The sequence below is a fragment of the Absicoccus porci genome (assembly GCF_003725415.1).
In the GTDB taxonomy this organism is placed as follows: Bacteria; Bacillota_I; Bacilli_A; order Erysipelotrichales; family Erysipelotrichaceae; genus Absicoccus; species Absicoccus porci.
Genome location: NZ_RJQC01000002.1, coordinates 551,529 through 574,427 on the forward strand (window position 1 = coordinate 551,529; position 22,899 = coordinate 574,427).

The 22,899-nt window shown below is 38.9% G+C and carries 18 protein-coding genes, 1 tRNA gene, 1 riboswitch and 1 other annotated feature; of the genes, 11 read left to right on the forward strand and 8 right to left on the reverse strand.

Translation table 11 applies throughout. From position 1 onward, the window contains the following. Nucleotides 1-8: 8 nt before the first annotated feature. Nucleotides 9-1,934, reverse strand: a complete 1,926-nt coding sequence (gene ftsH, locus EDX97_RS07520) for an ATP-dependent zinc metalloprotease FtsH (protein ID WP_128520537.1) — start codon at nt 1,932-1,934, stop codon at nt 9-11. 172 nt (nt 1,935-2,106) lie between these two features. Between ftsH and sstT the strand changes: the two genes are divergently transcribed. After that, nucleotides 2,107-3,366, forward strand: coding sequence for a serine/threonine transporter SstT (gene sstT / locus EDX97_RS07525; protein WP_128520538.1), 1,260 nt, complete (start codon nt 2,107-2,109; stop codon nt 3,364-3,366). A gap of 30 nt (nt 3,367-3,396) precedes the next feature. On the opposite strand, the gene EDX97_RS07530 is transcribed toward sstT, so the two are convergent. Genes EDX97_RS07530 through aroB form a run of 4 tightly spaced genes read right to left on the reverse strand, consistent with a single transcriptional unit; the run spans nt 3,397 to nt 7,583 of the window. Continuing rightward, on the reverse strand, nt 3,397-4,233 hold the full coding sequence (locus EDX97_RS07530) for a prephenate dehydrogenase (RefSeq protein ID WP_128520539.1): 837 nt from the start codon (nt 4,231-4,233) through the stop codon (nt 3,397-3,399). Continuing rightward, complete coding sequence (gene aroA, locus EDX97_RS07535; RefSeq protein WP_128520540.1) at nt 4,230-5,483, reverse strand: 3-phosphoshikimate 1-carboxyvinyltransferase; 1,254 nt, start codon at nt 5,481-5,483, stop codon at nt 4,230-4,232. Before aroA ends, EDX97_RS07530 begins: the two co-directional genes overlap by 4 nt. Beyond that, nucleotides 5,480-6,580, reverse strand: coding sequence for a chorismate synthase (gene aroC, locus EDX97_RS07540; RefSeq protein WP_128520541.1), 1,101 nt, complete (start codon nt 6,578-6,580; stop codon nt 5,480-5,482). The genes aroA and aroC overlap by 4 nt, the downstream gene beginning before the upstream one ends. Then, nucleotides 6,570-7,583, reverse strand: coding sequence for a 3-dehydroquinate synthase (gene aroB, locus EDX97_RS07545; protein ID WP_128520542.1), 1,014 nt, complete (start codon nt 7,581-7,583; stop codon nt 6,570-6,572). Before aroB ends, aroC begins: the two co-directional genes overlap by 11 nt. Nucleotides 7,584-7,671: 88 nt before the next feature. Here aroB and EDX97_RS07550 point away from each other — a divergent pair, with 88 nt between their 5' ends. The 4 genes from EDX97_RS07550 to EDX97_RS07565 all read left to right on the forward strand — a co-directional run bounded on the left by EDX97_RS07550 (nt 7,672) and on the right by EDX97_RS07565 (nt 13,320). Continuing rightward, nucleotides 7,672-8,766, forward strand: a complete 1,095-nt coding sequence (locus EDX97_RS07550) for a chorismate mutase (RefSeq protein ID WP_128520543.1) — start codon at nt 7,672-7,674, stop codon at nt 8,764-8,766. Further along, nucleotides 8,763-9,992, forward strand: a complete 1,230-nt coding sequence (locus EDX97_RS07555; protein WP_128520544.1) for a pyridoxal phosphate-dependent aminotransferase — start codon at nt 8,763-8,765, stop codon at nt 9,990-9,992. The genes EDX97_RS07550 and EDX97_RS07555 overlap by 4 nt, the downstream gene beginning before the upstream one ends. Before the next feature lie 117 nt (nt 9,993-10,109). After that, nucleotides 10,110-10,345 (forward strand) — a binding site (T-box leader). Nucleotides 10,346-10,394: 49 nt separating this feature from the next. Further along, on the forward strand, nt 10,395-12,125 hold the full coding sequence (locus EDX97_RS07560; RefSeq protein ID WP_128520545.1) for a carbon starvation CstA family protein: 1,731 nt from the start codon (nt 10,395-10,397) through the stop codon (nt 12,123-12,125). 97 nt (nt 12,126-12,222) lie between these two features. Further along, on the forward strand, nt 12,223-13,320 hold the full coding sequence (locus tag EDX97_RS07565; protein ID WP_128520546.1) for a glycerol dehydrogenase: 1,098 nt from the start codon (nt 12,223-12,225) through the stop codon (nt 13,318-13,320). A 9-nt stretch (nt 13,321-13,329) separates the two neighbouring features. On the opposite strand, the gene EDX97_RS07570 is transcribed toward EDX97_RS07565, so the two are convergent. Next, nucleotides 13,330-13,932, reverse strand: coding sequence for a hypothetical protein (locus EDX97_RS07570; RefSeq protein ID WP_128520547.1), 603 nt, complete (start codon nt 13,930-13,932; stop codon nt 13,330-13,332). Nucleotides 13,933-13,995: 63 nt separating this feature from the next. Here EDX97_RS07570 and EDX97_RS12110 point away from each other — a divergent pair, with 63 nt between their 5' ends. After that, complete coding sequence (locus tag EDX97_RS12110; RefSeq protein ID WP_276330009.1) at nt 13,996-14,121, forward strand: LURP-one-related/scramblase family protein; 126 nt, start codon at nt 13,996-13,998, stop codon at nt 14,119-14,121. A gap of 344 nt (nt 14,122-14,465) precedes the next feature. Here EDX97_RS12110 and EDX97_RS07575 read toward each other — a convergent pair whose 3' ends face one another. After that, complete coding sequence (locus EDX97_RS07575) at nt 14,466-15,845, reverse strand: alanine/glycine:cation symporter family protein (RefSeq protein WP_128520548.1); 1,380 nt, start codon at nt 15,843-15,845, stop codon at nt 14,466-14,468. A gap of 40 nt (nt 15,846-15,885) precedes the next feature. Beyond that, nucleotides 15,886-15,959, reverse strand: a riboswitch (glycine riboswitch). A 249-nt stretch (nt 15,960-16,208) separates the two neighbouring features. Here EDX97_RS07575 and EDX97_RS07580 point away from each other — a divergent pair. The 4 genes from EDX97_RS07580 to EDX97_RS07595 all read left to right on the forward strand — a co-directional run bounded on the left by EDX97_RS07580 (nt 16,209) and on the right by EDX97_RS07595 (nt 21,415). Then, on the forward strand, nt 16,209-17,405 hold the full coding sequence (locus tag EDX97_RS07580; protein WP_128520549.1) for a cation:proton antiporter: 1,197 nt from the start codon (nt 16,209-16,211) through the stop codon (nt 17,403-17,405). A gap of 145 nt (nt 17,406-17,550) precedes the next feature. Then, nucleotides 17,551-19,917 (forward strand): phosphoenolpyruvate synthase, encoded by a 2,367-nt coding sequence (ppsA, locus tag EDX97_RS07585; RefSeq protein ID WP_128520550.1) that lies wholly within the window; start codon nt 17,551-17,553, stop codon nt 19,915-19,917. 36 nt (nt 19,918-19,953) lie between these two features. Further along, a complete protein-coding gene (locus EDX97_RS07590; protein ID WP_128520551.1) occupies nt 19,954-20,580 on the forward strand; it encodes a CBS domain-containing protein in 627 nt (208 codons plus the stop codon). 4 nt (nt 20,581-20,584) lie between these two features. Then, on the forward strand, nt 20,585-21,415 hold the full coding sequence (locus tag EDX97_RS07595) for a pyruvate, water dikinase regulatory protein (protein ID WP_128520552.1): 831 nt from the start codon (nt 20,585-20,587) through the stop codon (nt 21,413-21,415). Nucleotides 21,416-21,449: 34 nt separating this feature from the next. Here the strand turns inward: EDX97_RS07595 and EDX97_RS07600 are convergent. Continuing rightward, nucleotides 21,450-21,538 (reverse strand) — tRNA-Ser (locus EDX97_RS07600). Between the two features lie 103 nt (nt 21,539-21,641). On the opposite strand from EDX97_RS07600, the gene EDX97_RS07605 reads away from it, so the two are divergent. Continuing rightward, nucleotides 21,642-22,808, forward strand: a complete 1,167-nt coding sequence (locus EDX97_RS07605) for a cation diffusion facilitator family transporter (protein WP_128520553.1) — start codon at nt 21,642-21,644, stop codon at nt 22,806-22,808. The last annotated feature ends 91 nt before the right edge of the window (nt 22,809-22,899 follow it).

Below are 22,899 nucleotides of genomic sequence, written 5' to 3' on the forward strand. Positions count from 1 at the left end.
GCAACGTCTTAATTTGTCGCATTTGTAGGAATTTCAGCCGGCTTATTTAAAATATACATAAATTGTTCACCTGTAATCGTTTCCTTTTCATATAAGTATTTAGCCAATTCATGCAATTTTGGCATATTGTCTTTTAAAATTTGTAAAGCATCTTGATGCGCTCTACGAATCAAGGCAATGACTTCTTCATCCACTTTGGCGGCTGTTTCTGAAGAACAAGCTAAGCTTGTATCACCACCTAGATATTGATTGGTTACCGTTTCTAAGGCAGTCATATCAAAGGTATCACTCATACCAAAACGTGTAATCATAGCTCTTGCGAGTTTGGTGGCTTGTTCAATATCATTCGAAGCACCAGAAGTATAATTGTGGAAGATCAATTCCTCAGCAGCTCGACCAGCTGTATACGTAACAATACGACTATATAATTCATCTTTCGATAATAAATTCTGTTCATCTTCTTCCACTTGCATCGTATATCCCAAAGCCCCTTTGGTTCTTGGGATGATCGTGATCTTATGGACAGGAGCTGAGTTTTTAGACTTGGCAGCTACTAAGGCATGACCAATCTCATGATACGATACGATTAATTTTTCTTTTGGTGAAATGACAGCACCTTTCTTTTGTTCACCGGCAATGACGATTTCAATGGCTTCTTCAAGATCACGCTGAATCACTGTATGACGACCATCACGCACCGCCAACAAGGCACCTTCATTGATGATATTGGCTAAATCGGCACCACTAGAACCAGCTGCGGCACGAGCTACCACATTAAAATCAATATCTGGTGAATGTTTAATTTTCTTTGCGTGTAAACGCAAGATAGCTTCACGACCTGCTAAGTCTGGTAATTCAACCGGAATACGACGGTCAAAACGACCTGGACGCGTTAAGGCTGGATCCAAAATTTCAGGACGGTTGGTTGCGGCTAAAAGGACAACGCCTTTGGATCCATCAAAACCATCCATTTCGGCCAATAATTGGTTCAATGTTTGTTCCCGTTCATCGTTGCCACCCATGGATCCAGCTCCATCACGACGCTTACCAATCGTATCAATCTCATCGATGAAAACGATACAAGGTGCTTTTTTCCGCGCTTGTGTAAACAAATCACGTACTTTAGCGGCACCACGACCAACAAACATTTCAACAAATTCAGAACCTGAAATGGAGAAGAATGGAACGCCTGCCTCACCGGCAACAGCTTTTGCCAATAAGGTTTTACCAGTGCCCGGAGGACCTACCAATAAGGCACCTTTTGGCATCGTTGCACCAATATCTGTATACTTCTTTGGATTATTTAAGAAATCCACAATTTCTTTTAAGTTCTCTTTGGCTTCTTCTTGACCAGCCACATCTTTGAATGTAATGCCTGTCTTCTTGCCTTCATAGACTTTGGCGTTGGATTTCCCTAAGTTACCTAGGCCGCCAAAGCCACCAAAACCACCAAATCCATTATTGTCATCATCTTCATTACCACCAGGTGTAAATGTAAATGTATTGCCACCACCCATTTTATCTTGGAATCGCTTCATGCTACGTCGCAATAACCAAGTAAAGAATAAGATTGGTATTAAGAAGAGGAGCAAGAAATTAATAAATGGATTATCCAACCAAGATTTTTGATGAATGCGTTGTGAAAATTCAACACCATTATCTTCCAAACGATCCACTAATTTTGAATCATTCATTTCACCTGTCTGATATGTCATCGAATCATCTTTTTTCAATGTATAATAAATGACATTATCTTCAATTTGGACTTCCTTGACTTGTCGATCCTCGACTTTGTTCAAAAAATTAGAATAAGTTGTTTCCTGTGTATGAGCGCCGGAAATCATCGGTACAACGACCCAATCAAATATTAATAGAACAATTAATATGATGGTCCATATCCGCAGATATCGTTGTCTTTGATTCTGATTATTCATATAGAATCCTCCTGTTGAAAACATTATACACCGTTTTAGCACCAATGCAATAAGAGTGCTAAAATCACTTACTTTCACAAAATTGTATATTATTTACATACAAATGTATGTAAATTTTGAAAAACACTTAAAAATAAAGTAAAATAAAAGTTAAGAATAAGGAGAAAGGAATATGAATGTGATTCGAAAGTATAATGAAACAAGTTTGATCCTTCGCATTGTGATTGGCTTGATCATTGGTACGATTTTGGGGGTTTTATTTAAAAATTTGCCAATTGGCATTTTAGGTGACCTATTTAAAGGCGCCCTACGTTCGATTGCGCCCGTTCTCGTGTTTGTGTTGATTACCAATTCCTTGGCATCATCCAGTACCGGAATGGATAAACGATTTGGACGCGTTATCTTTTTATATATGATTAGTACTTTTTTTGCAGCTATCGTTGCGGTTACTGTTAGTTTTACTTTTCCACAAACTTTGGTGTTGACGGGAAAAGCCGCGCAAGAAACCGCTGCACCTGGCGGCATTGGTGAAGTCATGACCAATTTATTGAATACCGTTGTCATGAATCCAGTGGAAGCCTTAGCCGAAGGACAATATTTAAGTATTTTATTTTGGTCTATCCTGTTAGGATTGGCATTGAAAAGCATTGCAGCTGACACATCGAAAACATTCTTAAATGATATCAGTGATGGTATGAGTACTTTAGTTCGTTGGATCATTAATTTAGCGCCATTTGGAATTATGGGTTTGACCTATTCCATGGTTAGTGAAAATGGTTTAGGTGTTTTCCAAACCTATGGATCCTTGTTGCTGGTATTGGTAGGATCGATGTTAACGGTGGCTTTGATTGTTGATCCATTTATCGCCTTTCTATTCTTACATCGAAATCCTTATCCATTGGTACTCCGATGCTTAAAAGAAAGTGGTGTCATGGCTTTCTTTACGCGAAGTTCAGCTGCCAATATTCCCGTCAATATGGAACTGTGCGAAAAATTATTATTGGATGAAGAAATGTATTCGGTCTCTATTCCATTGGGATCAACGATCAATATGGATGGGGCCGCCATCACGATCACCATCTTTACTCTGGCAACATGTAATACAGTTGGAGTTCATGTGGATTTTGCCACAGCCCTGGTTTTAAGCGTTTTGGCAACATTTGCAGCCTGCGGAGCCAGTGGTGTTGCGGGTGGTAGCTTGTTATTGATTCCAATGGCCTGCTCCTTGTTTGGTATTAGTGCCGATATTGCCATGCAAGCTGTTGGTATTGGCTTTATCATTGGTGTCGTTCAAGATAGTGTAGAAACAGCCTTGAACTCTTCCGGAGATGTTATGTTTGCAGCTACGGCTGAATATACACAATGGATCAAAAATGGACATCCAGAAAAACTACCAAAATTCTTAGGTGGTCAAAGAGATACAAAAGTATAGAAAAAAACGTTGCACTCGCAACGTTTTCTTTTACTTATTAAAGAGTTGACGACGTTCGGTCGATTGAATAAACAAGCGTTTCATTTCTTCAATATCTTCGGCTTGTAAGACATCACGGAAATGTGTGATTGCATCGATAAACTGGTTGGTTTCATCCAATAAAATATCTTTATTTAAGATAAATAATTCCGACCATAAATCCTCATTGATGGAAGCAATCCGCGTTAAATCACGGAAACTATCTCCCGTATATTCAACCAAATGACTATTATCGTGTGTATTCATCAAAGAAACCGCGATCACATGGGTCAATTGAGATAAGAAACCAATCATTCGATCATGTTCCAATGGTGTCAAAGTAGCCACTCTTGTACATCCTAAATACGATCCCAATTGTTCCGCTAATAGAATACTGGAATGCGTGTTTTTCTCTGTTGGTACAACAATAAAGTTTGCATCATCAAAGATGGTAGGATCGGCTTGTTCGATACCACGACTTTCTCGACCACACATCGGATGGATACTAATCAGTTCCAAGCCATATTTTAAGATTTCTTGACAAGGCTTCACAATGTTTGATTTTACACCACTAATATCCATTAAAATGGAGCCCACTTGGATGGAAGACTGATATTTTTCAATCCAAGGTTGGATCTGCGTTGGATACAAAGCTAAAATAATGATTTGGCAACGATCCAATAATTCTTCAGGATTTGTTGAGCCTTCCGTGATATAGTTACGATCTTTCGCAATCTGAATGGTCAACGGATTGATATCAAAACCATAGACCTCATTATGACCAAGCTCCATCAATCGACTGGCTAAGCTTGCTCCCATTAGTCCTAAGCCAACAATTCCATAGTTCATAGTATTTCCACCTTTCCACCAATGGCTTGTATATCTTGAAAAAAGTTAGGATACGATTTCGTAATGGCTTGTGCATCATCAATGATACAAGGCGATTGTGCACACAACCCAAAAATAGTCATAGCCATTACGATTCGATGATCATTATGACCATGAATTTCTACTCCATCTTTTCGATACGTTTCTTTACCTACAATGGTGATTGTATCATAGGTACTCGATACATCGACATTCCATTTTCTTAATTCTTCTTCCATCGCCGCAATTCGATCACTTTCTTTCATGCGTAATCGTTGTGCATGGATCAAATGCGTTGTTCCTTGACTATACGCAGCCAAGATGCATAAGATCGGACCCAGATCCGGACAATTGGCTAAATCAATCGTTTGACCCGCCAATGGAGCTCGATCAATGATCAAATGATCTTGTTGCCAAGTTTTATTGTGGATCGCATCAATGACGACTTTATCTCCCTGTAACGAATCAGCTTTCATATTATTTAAAGTTAACGGTCCTTGAATGGCACCCAATACGGTATAGAAAGCTGCTTGTGACCAATCCCCTTCGACCCGTACATCTTTGGCAAGATAGGACTGATGACCTGGAATTTGGTAATGCGTTGCATCCGTTTGATGAATTATGATCCCAAATGTCTTTAACATCTGTAAGGTCAAATCCACATAGGATTTTGATTCATACGGTGGGATGATCTCAATTTGGCTATCTTGTGCTAATAAAGGCAAAGCCAAAAGTAACCCAGTGATAAATTGACTGGAAATATCACCACGAATCTTATAGACACTTGGCTGTAGTGGACCACATACTTCCATATGATCGGTTTGTTTGAAAGAAAGTTGTTGTTCTTTAAAAATTTTTGCGTATACATCCATTGGACGTTGCATCAACCGACCATGTCCTATTAATGTGGCTTTTTGATTGGATAAAGCACATAAAGGAATCAAAAAACGTAAGGTCGAACCCGATTCGTTACAATCCATCGATACCGGTTCTGTTCGATTTTTGACATTGGTTCCAGTAATGATACAAGAGGTTTCTTGTTTTTTAATTTTAGCTCCTAACGCTTCCATACAAGCAATCGTCGCATCGATATCTTTTGAATACGTAATATTGGATACGGTGCTTGTTCCTTGTGCTAAACTGGCACAAATAATCGCACGATGGGCTAAGGATTTACTGGAAGGAATGGCAACGGAACCAGCAACTTGCGATGGGGATACTTTTACTTTCATACGAGATCTCCTTGTGCATTTTTCGACATCCATAGATCCAATAAACCAAAAGCAACGACCGAATCAATGACGATACGAGCCCGATGAATGATGCATGGATCATGACGACCTTGGATCTGCAACTTGACATTTTCTTTTGTTAAATAATCAACCGAAGCTTGTTCTTTATAAATGGAAGGCGTTGGCTTCACACACGTATGAATGATGATTGGCATACCATTGGTGATTCCTCCATTGATGCCTGCATTATGGTTGGTCAGAGTGGAAATCTTACCATCTTTGTATTCAAAATCATCATTGGCCGTGGAACCTTTGACATTCGCAAAACCAAACCCTAATCCAAAAGAAACACCTTTAACAGCAGGTACCGAAAACAACAAATGCGAAAGAATGCTTTCTACACTATCAAAAGCTGGTTCACCCAAACCAGTGGGTAAGCCAATAACAGCCGTTTCAACAATACCACCCAAAGAATCACCTTCGACTGCGACTTTTTCAATCAATGCTTTCATTTCCGTTTCACATTGCGGATCCAATGTCGCAAAGTCTTTTTGATTGACTGTATGTATTTGATCTTTTAGTACATCGATATCATTGGAAAACACATCATCATGAACGGTATATAACTGTTCAATATGTGAACCAATTTGTACACCATTGGCCTCCAAAATTTGTCGACAAATACTACCAGCCGCAACAATCGGAGCTGTTAACCGACCTGAAAAATGACCACCGCCACGATAATCCTGAAAACCATGATACTTTTCAAACGCAGTATAATCCGCATGTCCCGGACGCAGACGACCATGGGTTTTCGTATAATCGGAAGAACGGGTATTGGTGTTTTGAATGACTAGGGTCAATGGTGTACCCGTAGTTTTTCCTTCAAAGAAACCTGAAACGATTTGTACGGCATCGGCCTCATGTCGTTGGGTTGAAATGCGACCTTTGGCCTTTCGTTTGTCCATATCGGATTTTATCCGATCTGTATCAATGGCAAAACCAGCAGGAAGCCCATCTAATACCACACCAACCGCAGCACCATGGGATTCACCAAATAAAGTCATCGATATATTTGTGCCAATATTATTCTTCATAAGGACCTCTTTCTAAGCGAGAACGAATTTGATCAAAGGATAAATCTTCTAAGATATAGGATCCGGCTGACTTCACTTTCACAACAGTCACCGAATTCCGATTGCTTTTTTTATCATGGGCAATATAATGCATCAATTGATCAATGGAATAATCGGGAACTTTAGGCAGATCCAAACGATCATAGATCTTTAATACGCGATCCTTTAGCGCTTTATCTTCAATAAAGAACAACATGCCCATAGCTACACATTCACCATGCAGATAGGTATCCAAACCATAGGCACTTTCAATGGCATGACCAATCGTATGACCGAAGTTTAAGATCTTGCGTAATCCTGCTTCTTTTTCATCAGCTTCCACTACTTTTCGTTTCACATCAATGGAACGGGTAATGATCTGAGGGAGATCTAGCGTCTCTTTTTCAAACAAATCCACTAAAACGGGATCTTGGATCAAACCCGTTTTTAAGGCTTCCACTAAACCATTATTGACTTGTCGAGAAGATAATGTTGTCAACACATCGGGATCGATGATGACGGCTTTCGGTTGCCAAAAAGCACCGACAATATTTTTATACGATCCCATATCAATGGCAACTTTTCCACCAACACTAGAATCCACTTGGGATAAGACCGTGGTTGGAATATTATAGAAATCAATACCACGCATGTAGCTTGCGGCAACAAAACCGGATAAATCACCGGTTACACCGCCACCAATCGCAATGATGGCATCTTTTCTTGTCATTTCTTGATCAGCCAGTTGTTCCAACAAGGCTTCAAATTGTGTAAAACATTTGGATCCTTCACCAGCTGGAAATCGTAAAACAAACGCATTTTCACATTGATCCGCAACGATATTTACCCATTGATCAGGGACTTTGTCATCGGCAATGATGGCAATTTTTCGATGCGTATCGATGGTATCTTGTATATGATGGATTGCCCCTTCTTCAATGGTAATGGGGTAAGAATTTTCACCTAAATGGACTATCATCTGCATAAAGTTCCATCCTCCTGTGTATCATCATAGCACGAAAGAAACAAATTTTCAGAAAACGGAATGAAAATTATGATATGATGGTACCGGTATGAATCAATTAGAAGAAGCAAGAAAAGAAATCGATGCGGTCGATCGTGAAATGGCAAACCTCTATACACGTCGTTTAGATGCAGTCACAAAAGTTCTTCAATATAAAAAAGAACATGGTCTACCTATACTGGATGCCAAACGCGAAGGGCAAGTCATTGAAAAAAATGTCGGTCAAATCGAGAATCCCAACTATAAAAGACCGTATCGTGATTTTGTGAAAATGATGATGCGGAATTCACGCGAATATCAACAAACCTTGTTGTCGAATGATGTGATTGCGTATTGTGGTGTGAAAGGCGCTTTCGGTCATTTAGCGACAGAACGCTTATTTCCCGGTAGTCCAACCATTCATTTCAAATCGTTTGATGAAGTGTTTCAAGCCGTGGTGAATCGAAAAGCCCATTATGGGGTCATTCCTTTTGAAAATAGTAACTCTGGTTTGGTGGGCGAAGTATTGGATGGATTACGCAAATATCCGGTGTATATCCAAAAAATGGCCGATCAACAAATTGAGCAATGTTTATTGGGAATGCCTGAAGCTACGTTAAAAGATATTGAATATGTGTATTCGAAAGACCAGGCATTGGCCCAATCAAAACGTTTTTTACAACAATTGAGTGTACAAACCATTGCCTATCCAAATACCGCTATGGCTGCACAATATGTGGCCAATGAAAACGATATTCATAAAGCCGCTATCGGCGCGAAAGAAAATGCCGATTTATATGGCCTAAAGATACTCGCGGAACATATTGAAGAAAATAGTCAAAATACGACGCGATTCTTAGTGATTGGTCTAGAACCAGCCAAAACAGGAAATCGTTTTAGTATTATTTTTGAAACCCAACATATTAGTGGATCTTTGGCAAAGATTATCGAGATTATTGCGAAACATCATTTGAATATGGACAGTATTCAATCGCGTCCACGCAAAAATGAACCTTTTGAATATTTTTTCTATATTGAAATATTGGATGAAATGCTGGATTCCGACAATGTGAAAGAAGCATTGAGAGAAATCAAAGAGGTATGTGAGTCATTCAAAGTATTAGGAATGTATCCTGTAGAAGGAATTGAGGAGGAAAAGAAATGAGTTTTGTGAAAAAAAGTGTAAGTACCGAACCAATTGTCGATACGGTATTTGCAATTGTGAGAAAAGCGAAGGAAGATGTGGCCAAAAATGGGGCCGATGTCGTAACCGATGCAACGATTGGTTCATTATATGATGAACAAGGACAATTGGTAGCATTGGATACATGTTTTTCATCATTAAAAGCCTTGGATAATCGTGTCTTAGCGAAATATGCATCGGCTTTTACGGGAAATCCCGATTTTTGTAAGGATGTCTACGATTGGGTATTGAATGGCAATAGTACATTACCTCATGAAGTTATTGCCACACCTGGTGGAACCGGTGCGGTGGATATGACCATTAGTGAATGCTTGGATGCAGGACAGACTGTCATTTTGCCAGAAATTGCTTGGGGATCGTATAAGTTGATGGCTGGTATGAATAGTTTGAATGTGGAAAACTATGCCTTGTTTGATGGTGATGCCTTCAACATCAAAGATCTAGAACGAGCTTGTAAAGCAGTTATGGCAAAACAAGACAAGTTGGTCATTGTGATCAATGATCCATGTCAAAATCCAACTGGCTATTCAATGACGATCGATGAATGGAAACAAGTTGTGGCTTTATTGAATACATGTGCGAAAACCCATGAAGTCGTATTATTGAATGATATTGCGTATATTGATTTTGCGTATGGACAAGAAAAATCAAAAGAATACTTCAAAGTCTTTGATGATATCGATGAAAATGTAGCCGTAGTCGTATCTTTCTCCTTATCAAAATCGATGACGGCTTATGGTATGCGTTGTGGAGCTGCCATCGTCATGACAAAGAATGAAGATAACTTACGAGATATGAAGAATGTCTTTGAGAAAGATGCTCGTGCCACTTGGTCCAATATCAACAATGGTGCGATGGCTATGTTTGTGGATGTATTAGAAAACCATAAAGAAGAATACAATGCAGAGCGTAGAAAATACGTGGCTTTATTGAAAGAAAGAAGCGATATCTTTATTCAAGAAGCCGCTGAAGTTGGCTTGAAACATTATCCATATCGCGAAGGTTTCTTTGTGACTTTATCGATGGACAATGATGTGCGTGATGCATTCCATGAAGCATTGATGAAAAATCATATTTATACAGTAAAAGTCAATAAGGGTATTCGTGTGGCTGTTTGTTCTTTGTCGGTTGCCAAGACAAAGGGTCTAGCCAAAAAGATGAAGGATATCTTAGATCAAGTTGCGTAAGCCTCAGAATGAGGCTTTTTTTTATGTAAAAAATTGAATACGCTTACAGTAAATTTTTGAAAAATATTTATTGACTTTACATTTTTTCGTACTATACTAGCAAATGTACATAGAAATAAAAAGACTTCGAACAAGACAAGATCAATTAGAAAGTCCCTTACTAGAGAGCGTCATGTTGGTGGAAATGATGCAGGCAACCTTTAAGTGATTATCCCTTGCGAGTTGATTTCTTGAATCAAGTAAAGAAATCCGCGGATTCGGCGTTAATGAAAAAGACATTGTTGGATGTCAAAGAGATGTAATTTTTTTACATAAACTGAGTGGTACCGCGGAAACAGCTTTTCGTCTTAGTAAGATGAAGAGCTTTTTTATTTGTATGTACAGAGGAGGAGAGATTGTATTATGAATGGTTTAGTTTTGTTAGGATTGGTCGCTGTATTATTTGTATGCGCCTATCTATTCTATGGAAGGTATTTAGTTAAGACTTGGGGAATCGACCCCAATGCGAAGACGCCAGCTCAAGAATTTGAAGATGGTGTAGATTATGTACCTAGTAATAAATGGCGTGTATTCGCCCATCAATTTTCATCGATTGCCGGTGCCGGTCCAGTAACTGGTCCTGTTATGGCTTTGATGTTTGGATGGTTACCGGCTGTATTATGGATCGTTGTTGGTGGTATCTTCTTTGGTGCCGTTCATGATTTCGGTGCTTTGTATGCATCCGTTAAATCAAAAGGTAAATCCATGGGACAGATCGTTGAACAATACATTGGTAAAACCGGAAAACGTTTGTTCTTCTTGTTCTGCTGGTTGTTCTGCATGATCATCATTGCTGCATTTGCCGATATGGTTTCTGGTACATTCAATGGTTTCTCAACAACCGGTGCTCGTTTGACACCAAATGGTTCCGCTGCTTCGATTTCTATTTTCTATGTTGTTGGCGCTATCTTATTTGGATGGGTCGTACGTAAAGCCAAATTAAATGGTTGGAAACAAGTTGTATTAGGCGTTGTCTTTGTATTAGCTATGTTGGCTTTAGGAATTGCTTTCCCAGTATTCTTCAGTAAACAAGTTTGGACATATTTAGTATTTGCCTATATCTTCTTTGCCGCTATTTCACCAATTGCCTTTATGAAACAACCTCGTGATTACTTAACTACATTCTTGTTTGTTGGTATGATCATTGCGGCTGTATTTGGTGTTGTCGTTTCCAATCCAACGATCACAGCACCAGCTGTTACAAGTTGGCAACCTGTCAAAGGTACGTATTTATTCCCAACTTTGTTTGTCACGATCGCTTGTGGTGCTGTCAGTGGTTTCCACTCTTTGGTTTCTAGTGAAACAAGTTCAAAACAAATCGCAAATGAAAAAGATATGTTACAAGTTGGATATGGTGCTATGTTACTAGAATCCATGTTAGCTGTATTAGTTATCGTAGTTGTTGGTTCTTTACCAAGTTTAGCTAGCAATGGTGTATTAAATAAACAATTAGCGAGTCTTGCATTGGCTGATGGTGCTACACCATTCACAAAATTTGCTGCTGGTGTTACTGGTTTAGTTGATCAATTAGGATTACCTCAATCCGTTGGATTGTGTGTCATGACTATGTTCGTATCGGCTTTGGCCTTAACGACATTGGATGCTGTATCTCGTATCGCTCGTATGTCTTTACAAGAATTGGTTGAAGACAACAAATCATTACAATGGTTAACCAATAAATATGTAGCTACAGCTATCTCTTTGTTCGGTGGTTATTTGTTAGGTTTAGGTGGATATCAAAATATCTGGCCACTATTCGGTGCTACCAACCAATTGTTAGCTGCGATGACCTTGATCACATTAGCTGTATTCTTAAAGGTTACCGGACGTAAAGGTGCTATGTTATATGTACCAATGGTATTTATGTTTGTTGTTACCGTTTCTTCATTATGCTTAAGTATCTACAACATCGTAATGAAGTTATTTGTTACCGGTGGATTTGTATTCATGACCGATGGTTTACAATTGATCTTCGCTATCTTATTGTTAGCTCTTGGATGTATGGTTGCATTCAAGTCTGGTAAGAAATTGGTTGAACCACAAAGTCATAGTGGATCCAGCAAGATGGCTTTCGAAGCTCGCAACAAAGACTAATGGATAAGACAGTGTATCGAAAGATATGCTGTTTTTTTATGCTTGCTAAAAATATCACAAGCTTTATATAATGAAATAAAGAAAGAGTGGTATTTTTATGACAAAAGTTCTAATTGCCCCAAGCAAGTACGTTCAAGGTCCGGGTGAAATGAATCATTTAGGTACCTATGCCAGTCAATCCGGAACCAAAGCCCTTATTATAATAAGTCAGGGTGGTTATAAGCGCTCGGGTGCACAAATTGAAGCTAGTTTCAAAGATCAAGATTGCGATTATGTATTTGATTATTTCCATGGAGAATGTTGCATGTCAGAAATCAATCGATTAAAAGATATTCTCCAAGACAATCAATGTGATCTTGTCATTGGCATTGGTGGTGGTAAGATCTTTGATACCGCCAAAGCCGTTGCTTATTATGCGAAAACACCCGTATTTATCGTGCCAACAATTGCTTCCACGGATGCACCTTGTTCTGGCTTATCGGTTATTTATAATGAAGAAGGCGTATTCCAAGAGTATTTATTTTTACCATCCAATCCAAATCTGGTCATGATGGATACTGAAATCATTGCCAAATCGCCCGTACGATTAACCGTTTCTGGTATTGGCGATGCACTAGCTACCTATTATGAAGCTAGAGCCTGCCAACGCAGTGATGCGATTTCTTGTGCAGGTGGAAAAACAACTCTTGCGGCAATGGCTATTGCTAAATTATGTCGAGATACGTTGTTAGCGGAAGGTGTTAAAGCGAAAATCGCCTTAGAAGCGGGTGTTTGTACACCATCGGTAGAAAAGATCATTGAAGCGAATACCTTGCTTTCGGGTATTGGCTTTGAAAGCGCAGGTCTTGCAGGAGCCCATGCCATTCATAATGGGTTAACCTGTTTACCAGAGTGTCATGCCATGTATCATGGAGAAAAGGTAGCATTTGGAACATTGGTTCAGTTGGTTTTGGAAGATGCACCAAAAGAAGAATTGGATGTTCTGGTACCTTTCTGTATTGAAGTGGGATTGCCAGTGACCATGGAACAATTGGGTGTCAAAGAATTGACGAATCAAAAGTGTATGGATGTAGCGACATTGGCTTGTGCCGAAAAGGATACGTTGCACAATATGCCATTTGAAGTCAATTCAACGATGGTGGCCCATGCCATCAAAGCCGCCGATGCTTTAGGTCATTATTATTTAAACAAATAAAAACAGCACTTATTGCAGTGCTGCGATTTGAAGAAGTCCTTGTTCATCAATAAGGGCTTTTTTTAATACTTGCAGATCTTGTGCATGAATGACATCGTATTCCGCACGATTTAAACAAATCATAACGGTTTGGAGAAGTTGTTTTTCTTTGACCCATTGGTCGGATGATCCAAAATATTCATCCGCTAAGCGATGGATGTTTTCATCTGTCAATGCGTTCCAATACGATTGGATCGTTGTAGTTGCAGGAATGGTCATGTTTGGTACTTGCAGTACATTTTTAAAGATAGGAAAATGATATTCTCGTTCCATGACTAAGACAGCTTTGGCATAGTAAAGAGCAGCGGCTGATACATCGGCATTTTCATCGTCTTCGTAGAATTGTTCCATATCACTGGCTGCTTCGATATAATCTAAGACTTGGCCTGGTAATTCTTTATAGTCCTTTTCATCAATGTGCAAGTATTCATAAAAACTGATTTCTTCTTCTGGCTCTGTTTGTACTTTATCCATCATATCTTGAGCCATCGAGTTTAGATTTTCTTTTTGTTCATCGCTTAAATTATTCATCATATTGGCGATGCTTGAAAAATCAATATCACTAAATTTCATATCATCGAATCCTTTCGTTTGGTTATTATAACATAAAGAAAAAAATAGAAAGTAGGAAAGTACATGAAATATTATATAAAAGAAAAACTTTTATCCTTGCATAAACGTTTGTATGTCTATGATACAGAAAAACAAGTCTATGAGATATCCAGTAAGGTCGTATCCTTTGGTGATAAGACCACATTATGAGATGAATGGGCAAAAACATGCGTATATTGAACAGCGTATGCTTTATTTATATTTATCTAGAAGATCAAATGATTTGTTCGATTGCACGAAAATTTCAACTTTTTAAAAAGTCGTATGAACTGATAAATGGTTATTCGGTAGATGGGAATATCTTCAGTTTGCATTTCACGGCTGTGGATCCAAATGGCCCATCAAAAGAAAGGCAATCTCGATTGCGGAACAGTATGAAATTGAAATCTTTGAGAAGAAACAAGAACTACTTGCACTTGCCATTTTGATTGCGATGGCAGATGATGTCATTCAAGCAGTCGCTAATAAAAAAAGATCGATAGTCAAACTATCGATCAAGCGGATTCTTCCGCTAATTCATCCACTGTAACGTGTTGTTTTTCTGGTGCTTTGAAGTAATTCATCGTTTCTTCATAGACCACTTTACGTAAGCCAATTAGACCAATCAAGTTTGGAATAGCCATCAAACCATTGACGATATCGGCTAAGATAAAAATGAAATCCAATGTCATGAAAGGACCAATCGCAATAAATACGATATAAATGATTTTATAAACTTTAACAGCTTTCAAGCCTTTTAGATAGTACATACAACGTTCGCCATAGTAGTTCCAACCAATGATCGTTGTAAAGGCAAAGAAAACCAAACCAATATTAACGATATATTTACCAACATAAGGAATAAATAATCCATTTTGGAAGGCATAAGTTGTCATGGCAGCTCCTTCTAGACCAGTTGTATTCGCATTCATGATCAAGATGGCAAGACCTGTCATTGTACATACGATGATCGTATCAATAAAAGTACCTGTCATGGAGATCAAGCCTTGTTCTACATGCGATTCTGTCTTAGCAGCTGCTGCGGCAATAGGAGCCGAACCCAAACCACTTTCATTGGAGAAAATACCACGGGCAATACCTTTTTGCATCGCAATACCAATACCACCACCAACAACGCTAGATGGAACAAATGCCGTTTTAACAATCAAATAGAAAACACCAGGAATAGCAGATAAATGAGTGACTAAAATTAACACCACACCAGTGATGTAGAAGATACACATAAATGGAATGATTTTTTCAGCGACATGAGCAATTCGATGAATACCACCAATCGTAATGAACGCAACCAACAAGGTTAAGACGATTGCTGTTACATAATTAGGAATGTTAAAGCTTAATGTCAAAGCATCGGAAATCGATTTAACTTGGGTGAAAGTACCGATACCTAAAAGGGCAACACCAACACCAAACAAGGCAAAGATCTTCGCTAATACTTTGGAGTGAAGACCATTTTGAATATAGTACATAGGCCCACCAGCAATTTGGCCATTTTCATCTTTGACACGATATTTATGTGCCAATAAGCATTCGGAATATTTGGTGGCAATACCAAAGAAGGCGGATACCCACATCCAGAATAAAGCACCGGGTCCACCAGCGGCAATGGCTGTGGCTACACCAACGATATTTCCCGTACCAATGGTTGAAGAAAGGGCGGTACACAAAGCTTGGAAACCGGATACATCCCCGTTTTCGTCATTTTCTTCACTGTCACCATGGAAAATATAGTGGAAAGCAAGTGGTAATTTCCGGAATTGTAAAAAACCAAGACGGAAGGTGAAATAAATTCCCGTTCCGAGAAGCAAGAGGATTAATGGTAGTCCCCAGATGGCACTATCGATCGTAGTAAGTATGGCAGTCAGCTCAGACATAAAAAAATTCCTCCTTAATTGGAGGAGACATATAAAAAACTTTATCTCCTCTGTCCTTTTACCTGAGAGTTTTGCTCCTTCGGTGTCCATACGGATCTCTCCAGAGGTTCGTCCAATAGTGATCTAAAGACCTGAAATCATTAATTCTTCGGTACATGGTTCCCATGTTCTCTCACTATCTTCTACCGAACACAAAGAATATTATAGGTATATCTTATGTTTTATGCAAGGAAAAGTGATACCATTTTATCCGTTTCACAATGGGCAAATGTTGTAAAATGAATAAAAAATTTTTTTATATTTTGTCTGAATGTTGTACAATGAGCTATGTAAATTAAGACAATTTTCTTTGGGGGAATGTATATGACAGATTATCGTTATTTGTTGGATATCGCATTAATATTATTAAGCACCAAAGTTTTTGGTTTATTCACACGTTGTCTACAAATGCCAAGTGTTGTCGGTGCATTAATTGCGGGTATTATTTTAGGCCCAGCTTGTTTAAACCTTGTTCAGATGAGCAATTTGATTGAATCATTATCGGAAATTGGTGTCATCATTCTAATGTTTGGTGCCGGTTTGGGAACAAGTATCACCGATTTAAAACGAGCGGGGCTAAAAGCCTTTATCATTGCCACGATTGGTGTCATCGTTCCATTGATCGTTGGTTATATCATTGGTGGCTTCTATAATGTCGGACCCGAAGCCTGGTTAGGTAATTTGTTCTTAGGTGTTATCTTAACTGCTACCAGTGTTGGAATTACCGTAGAAACATTGAAAGAAATGGATTGTTTAGCCACCGAAAGTGGAAATGCCATTTTGGCTGCGGCTGTCATCGATGATGTATTAGGTATCATTTGTTTGACTTTGGTCTCTGGTATGGCCGATACGTCCGTACATATTGGTATGGTATTATTGAAAATCGTATTGTTCTTTGTATTTGCGGTTGTTGCTGGTTACTTTTTACACAAAGCCTTTGAATTCTGGTTTGAACACGATTCACGAGGTGGTCTACAAAGATATTCGATCACATCATTTGCGTTTGCTTTGATCATGGCCTATATTGCTGAAGCATTCTTTGGTGTTGCCGATATCACCGGTTCATTCGTAGCTGGTTTGATTATTTCGGGTACGCAACAATGTCCATATGTAACCAAACGAATTGGTACTGTATCGTATATTTTGATTACACCTATTTTCTTCGCTAGTATTGGTTTAAAACTTTCACCTATTCATTTTACCGGTGAGTTGTTAGCGTTAACGTTGATTTTGTGTATTGCTGCGGTTTTGACAAAGATTGTTGGCTGTGGTTTAGGTGGTGTTATTTGTCACTATTCAAAAGAACAAAGTATTCGAATTGGATGTGGAATGATTTCACGTGGTGAAGTTGCCTTGATCGTAGCCAATAAAGGTATGGCACTCCATTTGTTGCCACAAATCTTTATCACACCGGTCTTATTAAGCGTTGTCTTCTCAACGATCATTACGCCAATTCTATTGAAGATCGTCTATAAACATGGCGATGATGATCCTGATTTCAATATACAAAATGCAGCTTAATCCTATATCAAATGGTCTGAAGTCGTAAAGATTTCAGACTTTTTTTATGTTTTTTTTAAAAAAGTATATACTTAAAAATATAAATAGTATATACTATAAGTTACAAAAAGATATATACTATATATATCATTCAGGAGGAAGTAGTATGCGTACAAGAGAAGAAGCCTATGTATTATGGTTTGATGAATTACGAAAAGAAGATGTAGCCCTAGTTGGTGGAAAATCGTCTTCCTTAGGAGAAATGACATCCCAAACAAAGGCACCTGTTCCCTATGGCTTTGCAACAACGGCCCATGGCTATCGATATTTTATGGAAGCAACGGGAACCAATCAAAAGATTCACAAAGAATTAGCTGAACTGGAAAATGTGGATGATTCCATTGCCCTTTCGAAAGTATGTAAGAGAATACGTGAAATGATCATGGCAGCTATTATGCCTGAAGATCTACAAGAAGCCATCGAGACAGCGTATGATCAATTGGCCGAAAAGATTGGGGAATCCGATCCGTTTGTAGCGGTTCGTTCCAGTGCCACCGCTGAAGATCTTCCCGATGCTTCATTTGCCGGACAACAAGATACGTATTTGAATGTGAAAGGTAAAGCTGAAGTGGTTGAAAAAGTAAAAGAATGTTATGCCTCTTGTTTTACGGATCGAGCAGTCTATTATCGAGAAAAACAAGGCTTTTCCCATGAAGATGTTGCCTTATCGGCCGCTGTTCAATTGATGGCATTCTCCAAAGCGGCTGGTGTGATGTTTACCGTCGATATTTCCAATGGATCGGATGAAAACATCATGATCGAAGGTGCATGGGGACTGGGCGAATATGTCGTACAAGGAACCGTAACACCCGATAACTTTTTAGTTCGTAAGAGTGATTTAAGTATTGTTCGTAAACAAATCAATCGCAAACCAATCGAATTGGTTCAAAAAGAAGATGGTGGCGTAGAAGAACGTAAGGTTTCCGATGAAAGGGCGAACGCACCAGCTATTACGGATGAACAAGTGAAAGAATTGGCTAGAATTGCCTTGGCCATTGAAAAGCACTATGGCTGTTACATGGATATGGAATGGGCCGTTGATCGAAGAGATAACCAAATCAAGATCCTACAAGCTCGTCCTGAAACCGTTTGGTCACGCAAGAAAAAGGAAAAATCAACTATGACCACAAATCATCATGTTTTAGTGAAAGGATTACCGGCAAGTCCTGGAGTGGCTGCTGGAAAAGTACAAGTGATCCGCAACCCAGACGATATGGATCAATTCAAAGCCGGTGACATCTTAGTCACCTCTATGACATCACCTGATTTAGTACCAGCCATGAAAAAAGCCGTTGCGATTATTACCGATGCAGGAGGAATGACCTGCCATGCATCCATCGTATCCAGAGAATTAGGAATTCCGTGTGTAGTCGGTACAAAATCACGTTCGCAAAGTGCAACGGATGTCTTAAAAACGGGTATGGAAGTGACAGTGGATGCACGTAACGGCATTATCTATGAGGGTATGGTCACAGATTTAGTTAAGCCAAAAGAGCAGAAACAAGAAACCATCGTTCAAGCTGAATATTTTGCACCTACTGCAACCAAGATCATGATGAATTTAGGCAATCCCGATCTTGCTGAAAAATATGCTTCATTACCTTGTGATGGTGTGGGATTGATGCGTGAAGAATTTATTTGGACTACCTTTATTCATGAACATCCATTATATATGATCAAAACCGGAAGAGCCCAAGATGTCATTGATCAATTGGCAGATGGCATTGCCAAAGTGGCTCGGGCCCTAAATCCACGCCCGGTTGTTTTGCGTTTCTCTGATTTTAAGTCGGGTGAATATCGCAATTTAAAAGGCGGTGAAGAATTTGAACCCGTAGAACCAGCGGATTTATTAGGATGGCGCGGAGCCAGTCGCTATTATGATCCAAGATATATCGAAGGATTTAAATTGGAATTACGTGCTGTAAAAAAAGTGCGCGAAGAATTTGGTTTGATCAATTTACACTGCATGATTCCATTCTGTCGTACGGTTTCTGAGATTCAAAAAATCACGGCCATCATGCAAAGTGAAGAATTGGTTCGAAATGATGATTTTAAATTGTATTTAATGGCAGAAATTCCATCCAATATTATCTTAGCCGATCAATTCAATCCATATGTGGATGGTTACTCGATTGGTTCCAATGATTTAACGATGTTATTGTTAGGTTGTGATCGCAATAATGAAGGCATTTCCTCTTTGTTTGATGAAAGAAATTTGGCTGTGAAACGTGCCATTCGTCATTTGATTGAAACCGCACACCAAGATGGCAAGACCGTATCGATTTGTGGACAAGCACCATCTGTCTATCCAGAGTTTGCGCAATTCCTTGTGCAAAATGACATTGATTATATTTCGGTAAATCCGGATATGGTTAAGACTACTAAGAAAAATGTGGCATCGTTTGAACAACGTTTGATTTTAGATGCAGCCACTGGAAAAGGTCGCAAGGATACCGAAGATACCGCTTGGTAAATATGGTAAAATAAATTTACTAAGGATGGTGGAATCATGGAGTTGAGCGACCGACAAGAAAAAATCATTGATATTGTTCGCCAACAAGGGCCAATTTCTGGCAATGCGATTGCGGCACAGTGTCATGTCACACGAGCAGCGTTGCGCGGTGATTTTGAGTTACTTACTTCATTAGAAATCATTGGAGCCAAGAGAAAGCTAGGATATTACTATGTTGGCAAACCAATGGACCCTTTAAACAATACGATATTAAATCAAAGAGTTGATCAATATTGTTCGTTGCCTGTTGTGGTTGCTCCAGACAGTCATGTCTATGATGCCATTATTACTTTATTTACGGAAGATGTGGGAAGTGTTTTTGTCGTCAATCAAAATCAATTGGTTGGAATCGTATCGCGAAAAGATTTATTGAAAGCGGCAATGCACAAAGATGATCTAAAAAGTCTGCCTATTTCGATGGTAATGACACCGAAGTCAAAATTGGTGACCATACTAGATTCGGAATCGATCGTGGTTGCAGCACAGAAAATGATCGATCATGAAGTGGATTGTTTGCCTGTGCTTCATCAAGAAGAAGATGGATCGTTCCGCATTCGCGGACGAATCACAAAAACGAATTTTATCCAGATCATTGTGGACCTAGCCAAACAGGAAAGGAGATGATGGTGTGTCGCAAATAAAACCAACAATCTATGTTGTATCGGATTCGATTGGGGAAACGGCAGAAACTGTCGTACGGGCTGCTATCTCTCAATTTCCGGAGGAATCGTTTGATATTGTTCGCTTACCCAATGTACGCGAGTTTTCCCAGATTGATCTTTTGATCTCTGAAATTGAAAATCAATCGGCCATCATTGCCCATACTTTGATTTCACCCGAATTGCGTACCTATTTGAGTGTACGTTGCCAACAAAATCACATTGTTACCGTTGATATCATGGGGCCAATCATGAGTGCAGTAGGTACGATTACGTCATGTCCACCGAGTTTGGAACCTGGATTGGTGCATCGATTGGATAGTGAATATTTCAAGAAAGTCAATTCCATTGAATTTGCGGTGAAATACGATGATGGTAAAAATCCGATTGGTTTCTTACATGCGGATATTGTCTTGGTGGGTGTATCGCGTACATCCAAAACACCGTTATCGATGTATTTGGGAAACAAAAAAATCAAAGTGGCCAATTTGCCATTGGAACCCGAAGTTCCATTACCGCCGGAAATCTTTCAAGTTCCTCCTTATAAAATCATTGGTTTGACAGTATCCAAAGAAAAATTGAGTTCCATTCGCAGTGAACGATTAAAAACAATTGGGCTAGAACCCGAAGCCAATTACTCCAATGTAGAATCCATTGAAAAAGAGTTGGAATATGCGCACAATATTATGCATCGTCTGCATTGTCGTGTTATCGATGTAACCAATAAAGCCATTGAAGAAACGGCCAGTGAGATCATTGCGATCGTTCAGAAAAATCAAGAAAAATATGGAGAAGATTAAAAAAAAGCAGCTCATGGCTGCTTTCTTTACGTAATGGCGGAGACGGAGGGATTCGAACCCTCGTGCCCGGATGGACAACTCGATTTCGAGTCGAGCTCGTTATGACCACTTCGATACGTCTCCATGCCCGACCATTATAACATAAACTTTCAATAAGAATAAAGAGTTTTATGAGGCTTACGAAAATCCATTGAAAAGGTAAAGCGCGAATGTTAGTATTAGGGATATGATTCAATGGTTAATACAACGGTATACAAAAGGGCAAGATCCCAATTCACCACATACACGCGATATCGTTGGTCGCATCAGTGGCATTTTAGGTATCTTTCTTAATATATTTTTATTTGTGATCAAATTTGGCATTGGTACCATTGTTCATTCCATTTCCATTCAGGCCGATGGTATCAATAACTTAACCGATGCAGGTTCCAGCATTGTATCGGTCATTTCCTTTCATTTTGCGAATAAACCCGCTGATCAAGAACATCCATTTGGACATCAACGCACGGAAACATTGACATCCTTTGTGATTGCGCTGTTTCTATGTGTATTAGGTTTACGCATGATGGAAGAAAGCGTGCTGAAGATTCAACACCCAAATGCGATTGATTTTCGATGGATCACAGTTTTGATCCTAGTGATTTCTATTTGTGTAAAAGGATATATGTATGCCTACAATATGTCCTTATCCAAAAAATATGGATCTTCTTTATTAAAAGCAGTAGCCATGGATGCCATCAGTGACTTATTTGGTACCAGTGCGGTATTGCTTTCGACATGTATTTCACCAATGATTTCAATTAATTTAGATGGATATATGGGTGTAATCGTATCCATATTAATTATTTATAATGCATTCCAATTAATTAAAGAAACGATGAATGATTTGATTGGAAAGGCACCGGACCCCGCTAAAATTAAAGCCTTAAAAACAATATTGATGGAAAATGATAAAATTTTTGGCGTTCATGATGTCATGATCCACGATTATGGTCCTGGTCAAGTCTTTGCGAGTGCACATGTGGAAGTGGATGCAGAAGATAATATTTTAGATATTCATGATAGCATTGATAATTTGGAACGAATGGTCAAAAAACAACTCCAAATGGAATTGGTCATTCATATGGATCCGGTCAAGATCAATGATCCTTTAACGAACCAATATCGAAAGTTATTGAAGAATGCCATCAAAGAAATTGATGAAGGATGGACCTTTCATGATTTTCGTATTGTGGATGGACCAACCCACACCAATTTAGTCTTTGATTTAGTTGTTCCATTCGATGAAAAAAGATCAGAAAAAGAACTGATTCAAGTATTGAAAGCCCATATGAAAACAGATAAACAAGTGTATTTGGTCGTGACCATTGATCATCCGATGGCAGGTGCCTGATAAGAAAAGTTCGGATCTCAGGATTCGGATTTTTCTTGTGTTTGTATAATGAACAAATGAATCAAAAATATAAACAAATATGGGAAATTGT

Coding starts and splice junctions, on each gene's coding strand:
- EDX97_RS07550 (WP_128520543.1), top strand. CDS start 7,672: ATGAATCAATTAGAAGAAGCAAGAAAAGAAATCGATGCGGTCGATCGT.
- EDX97_RS07590 (WP_128520551.1), top strand. CDS start 19,954: ATGGAGTTGAGCGACCGACAAGAAAAAATCATTGATATTGTTCGCCAA.
- aroA (WP_128520540.1), bottom strand. CDS start 5,483: ATGAAAGTAAAAGTATCCCCATCGCAAGTTGCTGGTTCCGTTGCCATT.
- EDX97_RS07575 (WP_128520548.1), bottom strand. CDS start 15,845: ATGTCTGAGCTGACTGCCATACTTACTACGATCGATAGTGCCATCTGG.
- EDX97_RS07580 (WP_128520549.1), top strand. CDS start 16,209: ATGACAGATTATCGTTATTTGTTGGATATCGCATTAATATTATTAAGC.
- sstT (WP_128520538.1), top strand. CDS start 2,107: ATGAATGTGATTCGAAAGTATAATGAAACAAGTTTGATCCTTCGCATT.
- aroC (WP_128520541.1), bottom strand. CDS start 6,580: ATGAAGAATAATATTGGCACAAATATATCGATGACTTTATTTGGTGAA.
- EDX97_RS07530 (WP_128520539.1), bottom strand. CDS start 4,233: ATGAACTATGGAATTGTTGGCTTAGGACTAATGGGAGCAAGCTTAGCC.
- EDX97_RS07560 (WP_128520545.1), top strand. CDS start 10,395: ATGAATGGTTTAGTTTTGTTAGGATTGGTCGCTGTATTATTTGTATGC.
- EDX97_RS12110 (WP_276330009.1), top strand. CDS start 13,996: ATGAAATATTATATAAAAGAAAAACTTTTATCCTTGCATAAACGTTTG.
- ppsA (WP_128520550.1), top strand. CDS start 17,551: ATGCGTACAAGAGAAGAAGCCTATGTATTATGGTTTGATGAATTACGA.
- EDX97_RS07605 (WP_128520553.1), top strand. CDS start 21,642: ATGATTCAATGGTTAATACAACGGTATACAAAAGGGCAAGATCCCAAT.
- aroB (WP_128520542.1), bottom strand. CDS start 7,583: ATGCAGATGATAGTCCATTTAGGTGAAAATTCTTACCCCATTACCATT.
- EDX97_RS07570 (WP_128520547.1), bottom strand. CDS start 13,932: ATGAAATTTAGTGATATTGATTTTTCAAGCATCGCCAATATGATGAAT.
- EDX97_RS07565 (WP_128520546.1), top strand. CDS start 12,223: ATGACAAAAGTTCTAATTGCCCCAAGCAAGTACGTTCAAGGTCCGGGT.
- ftsH (WP_128520537.1), bottom strand. CDS start 1,934: ATGAATAATCAGAATCAAAGACAACGATATCTGCGGATATGGACCATC.
- EDX97_RS07555 (WP_128520544.1), top strand. CDS start 8,763: ATGAGTTTTGTGAAAAAAAGTGTAAGTACCGAACCAATTGTCGATACG.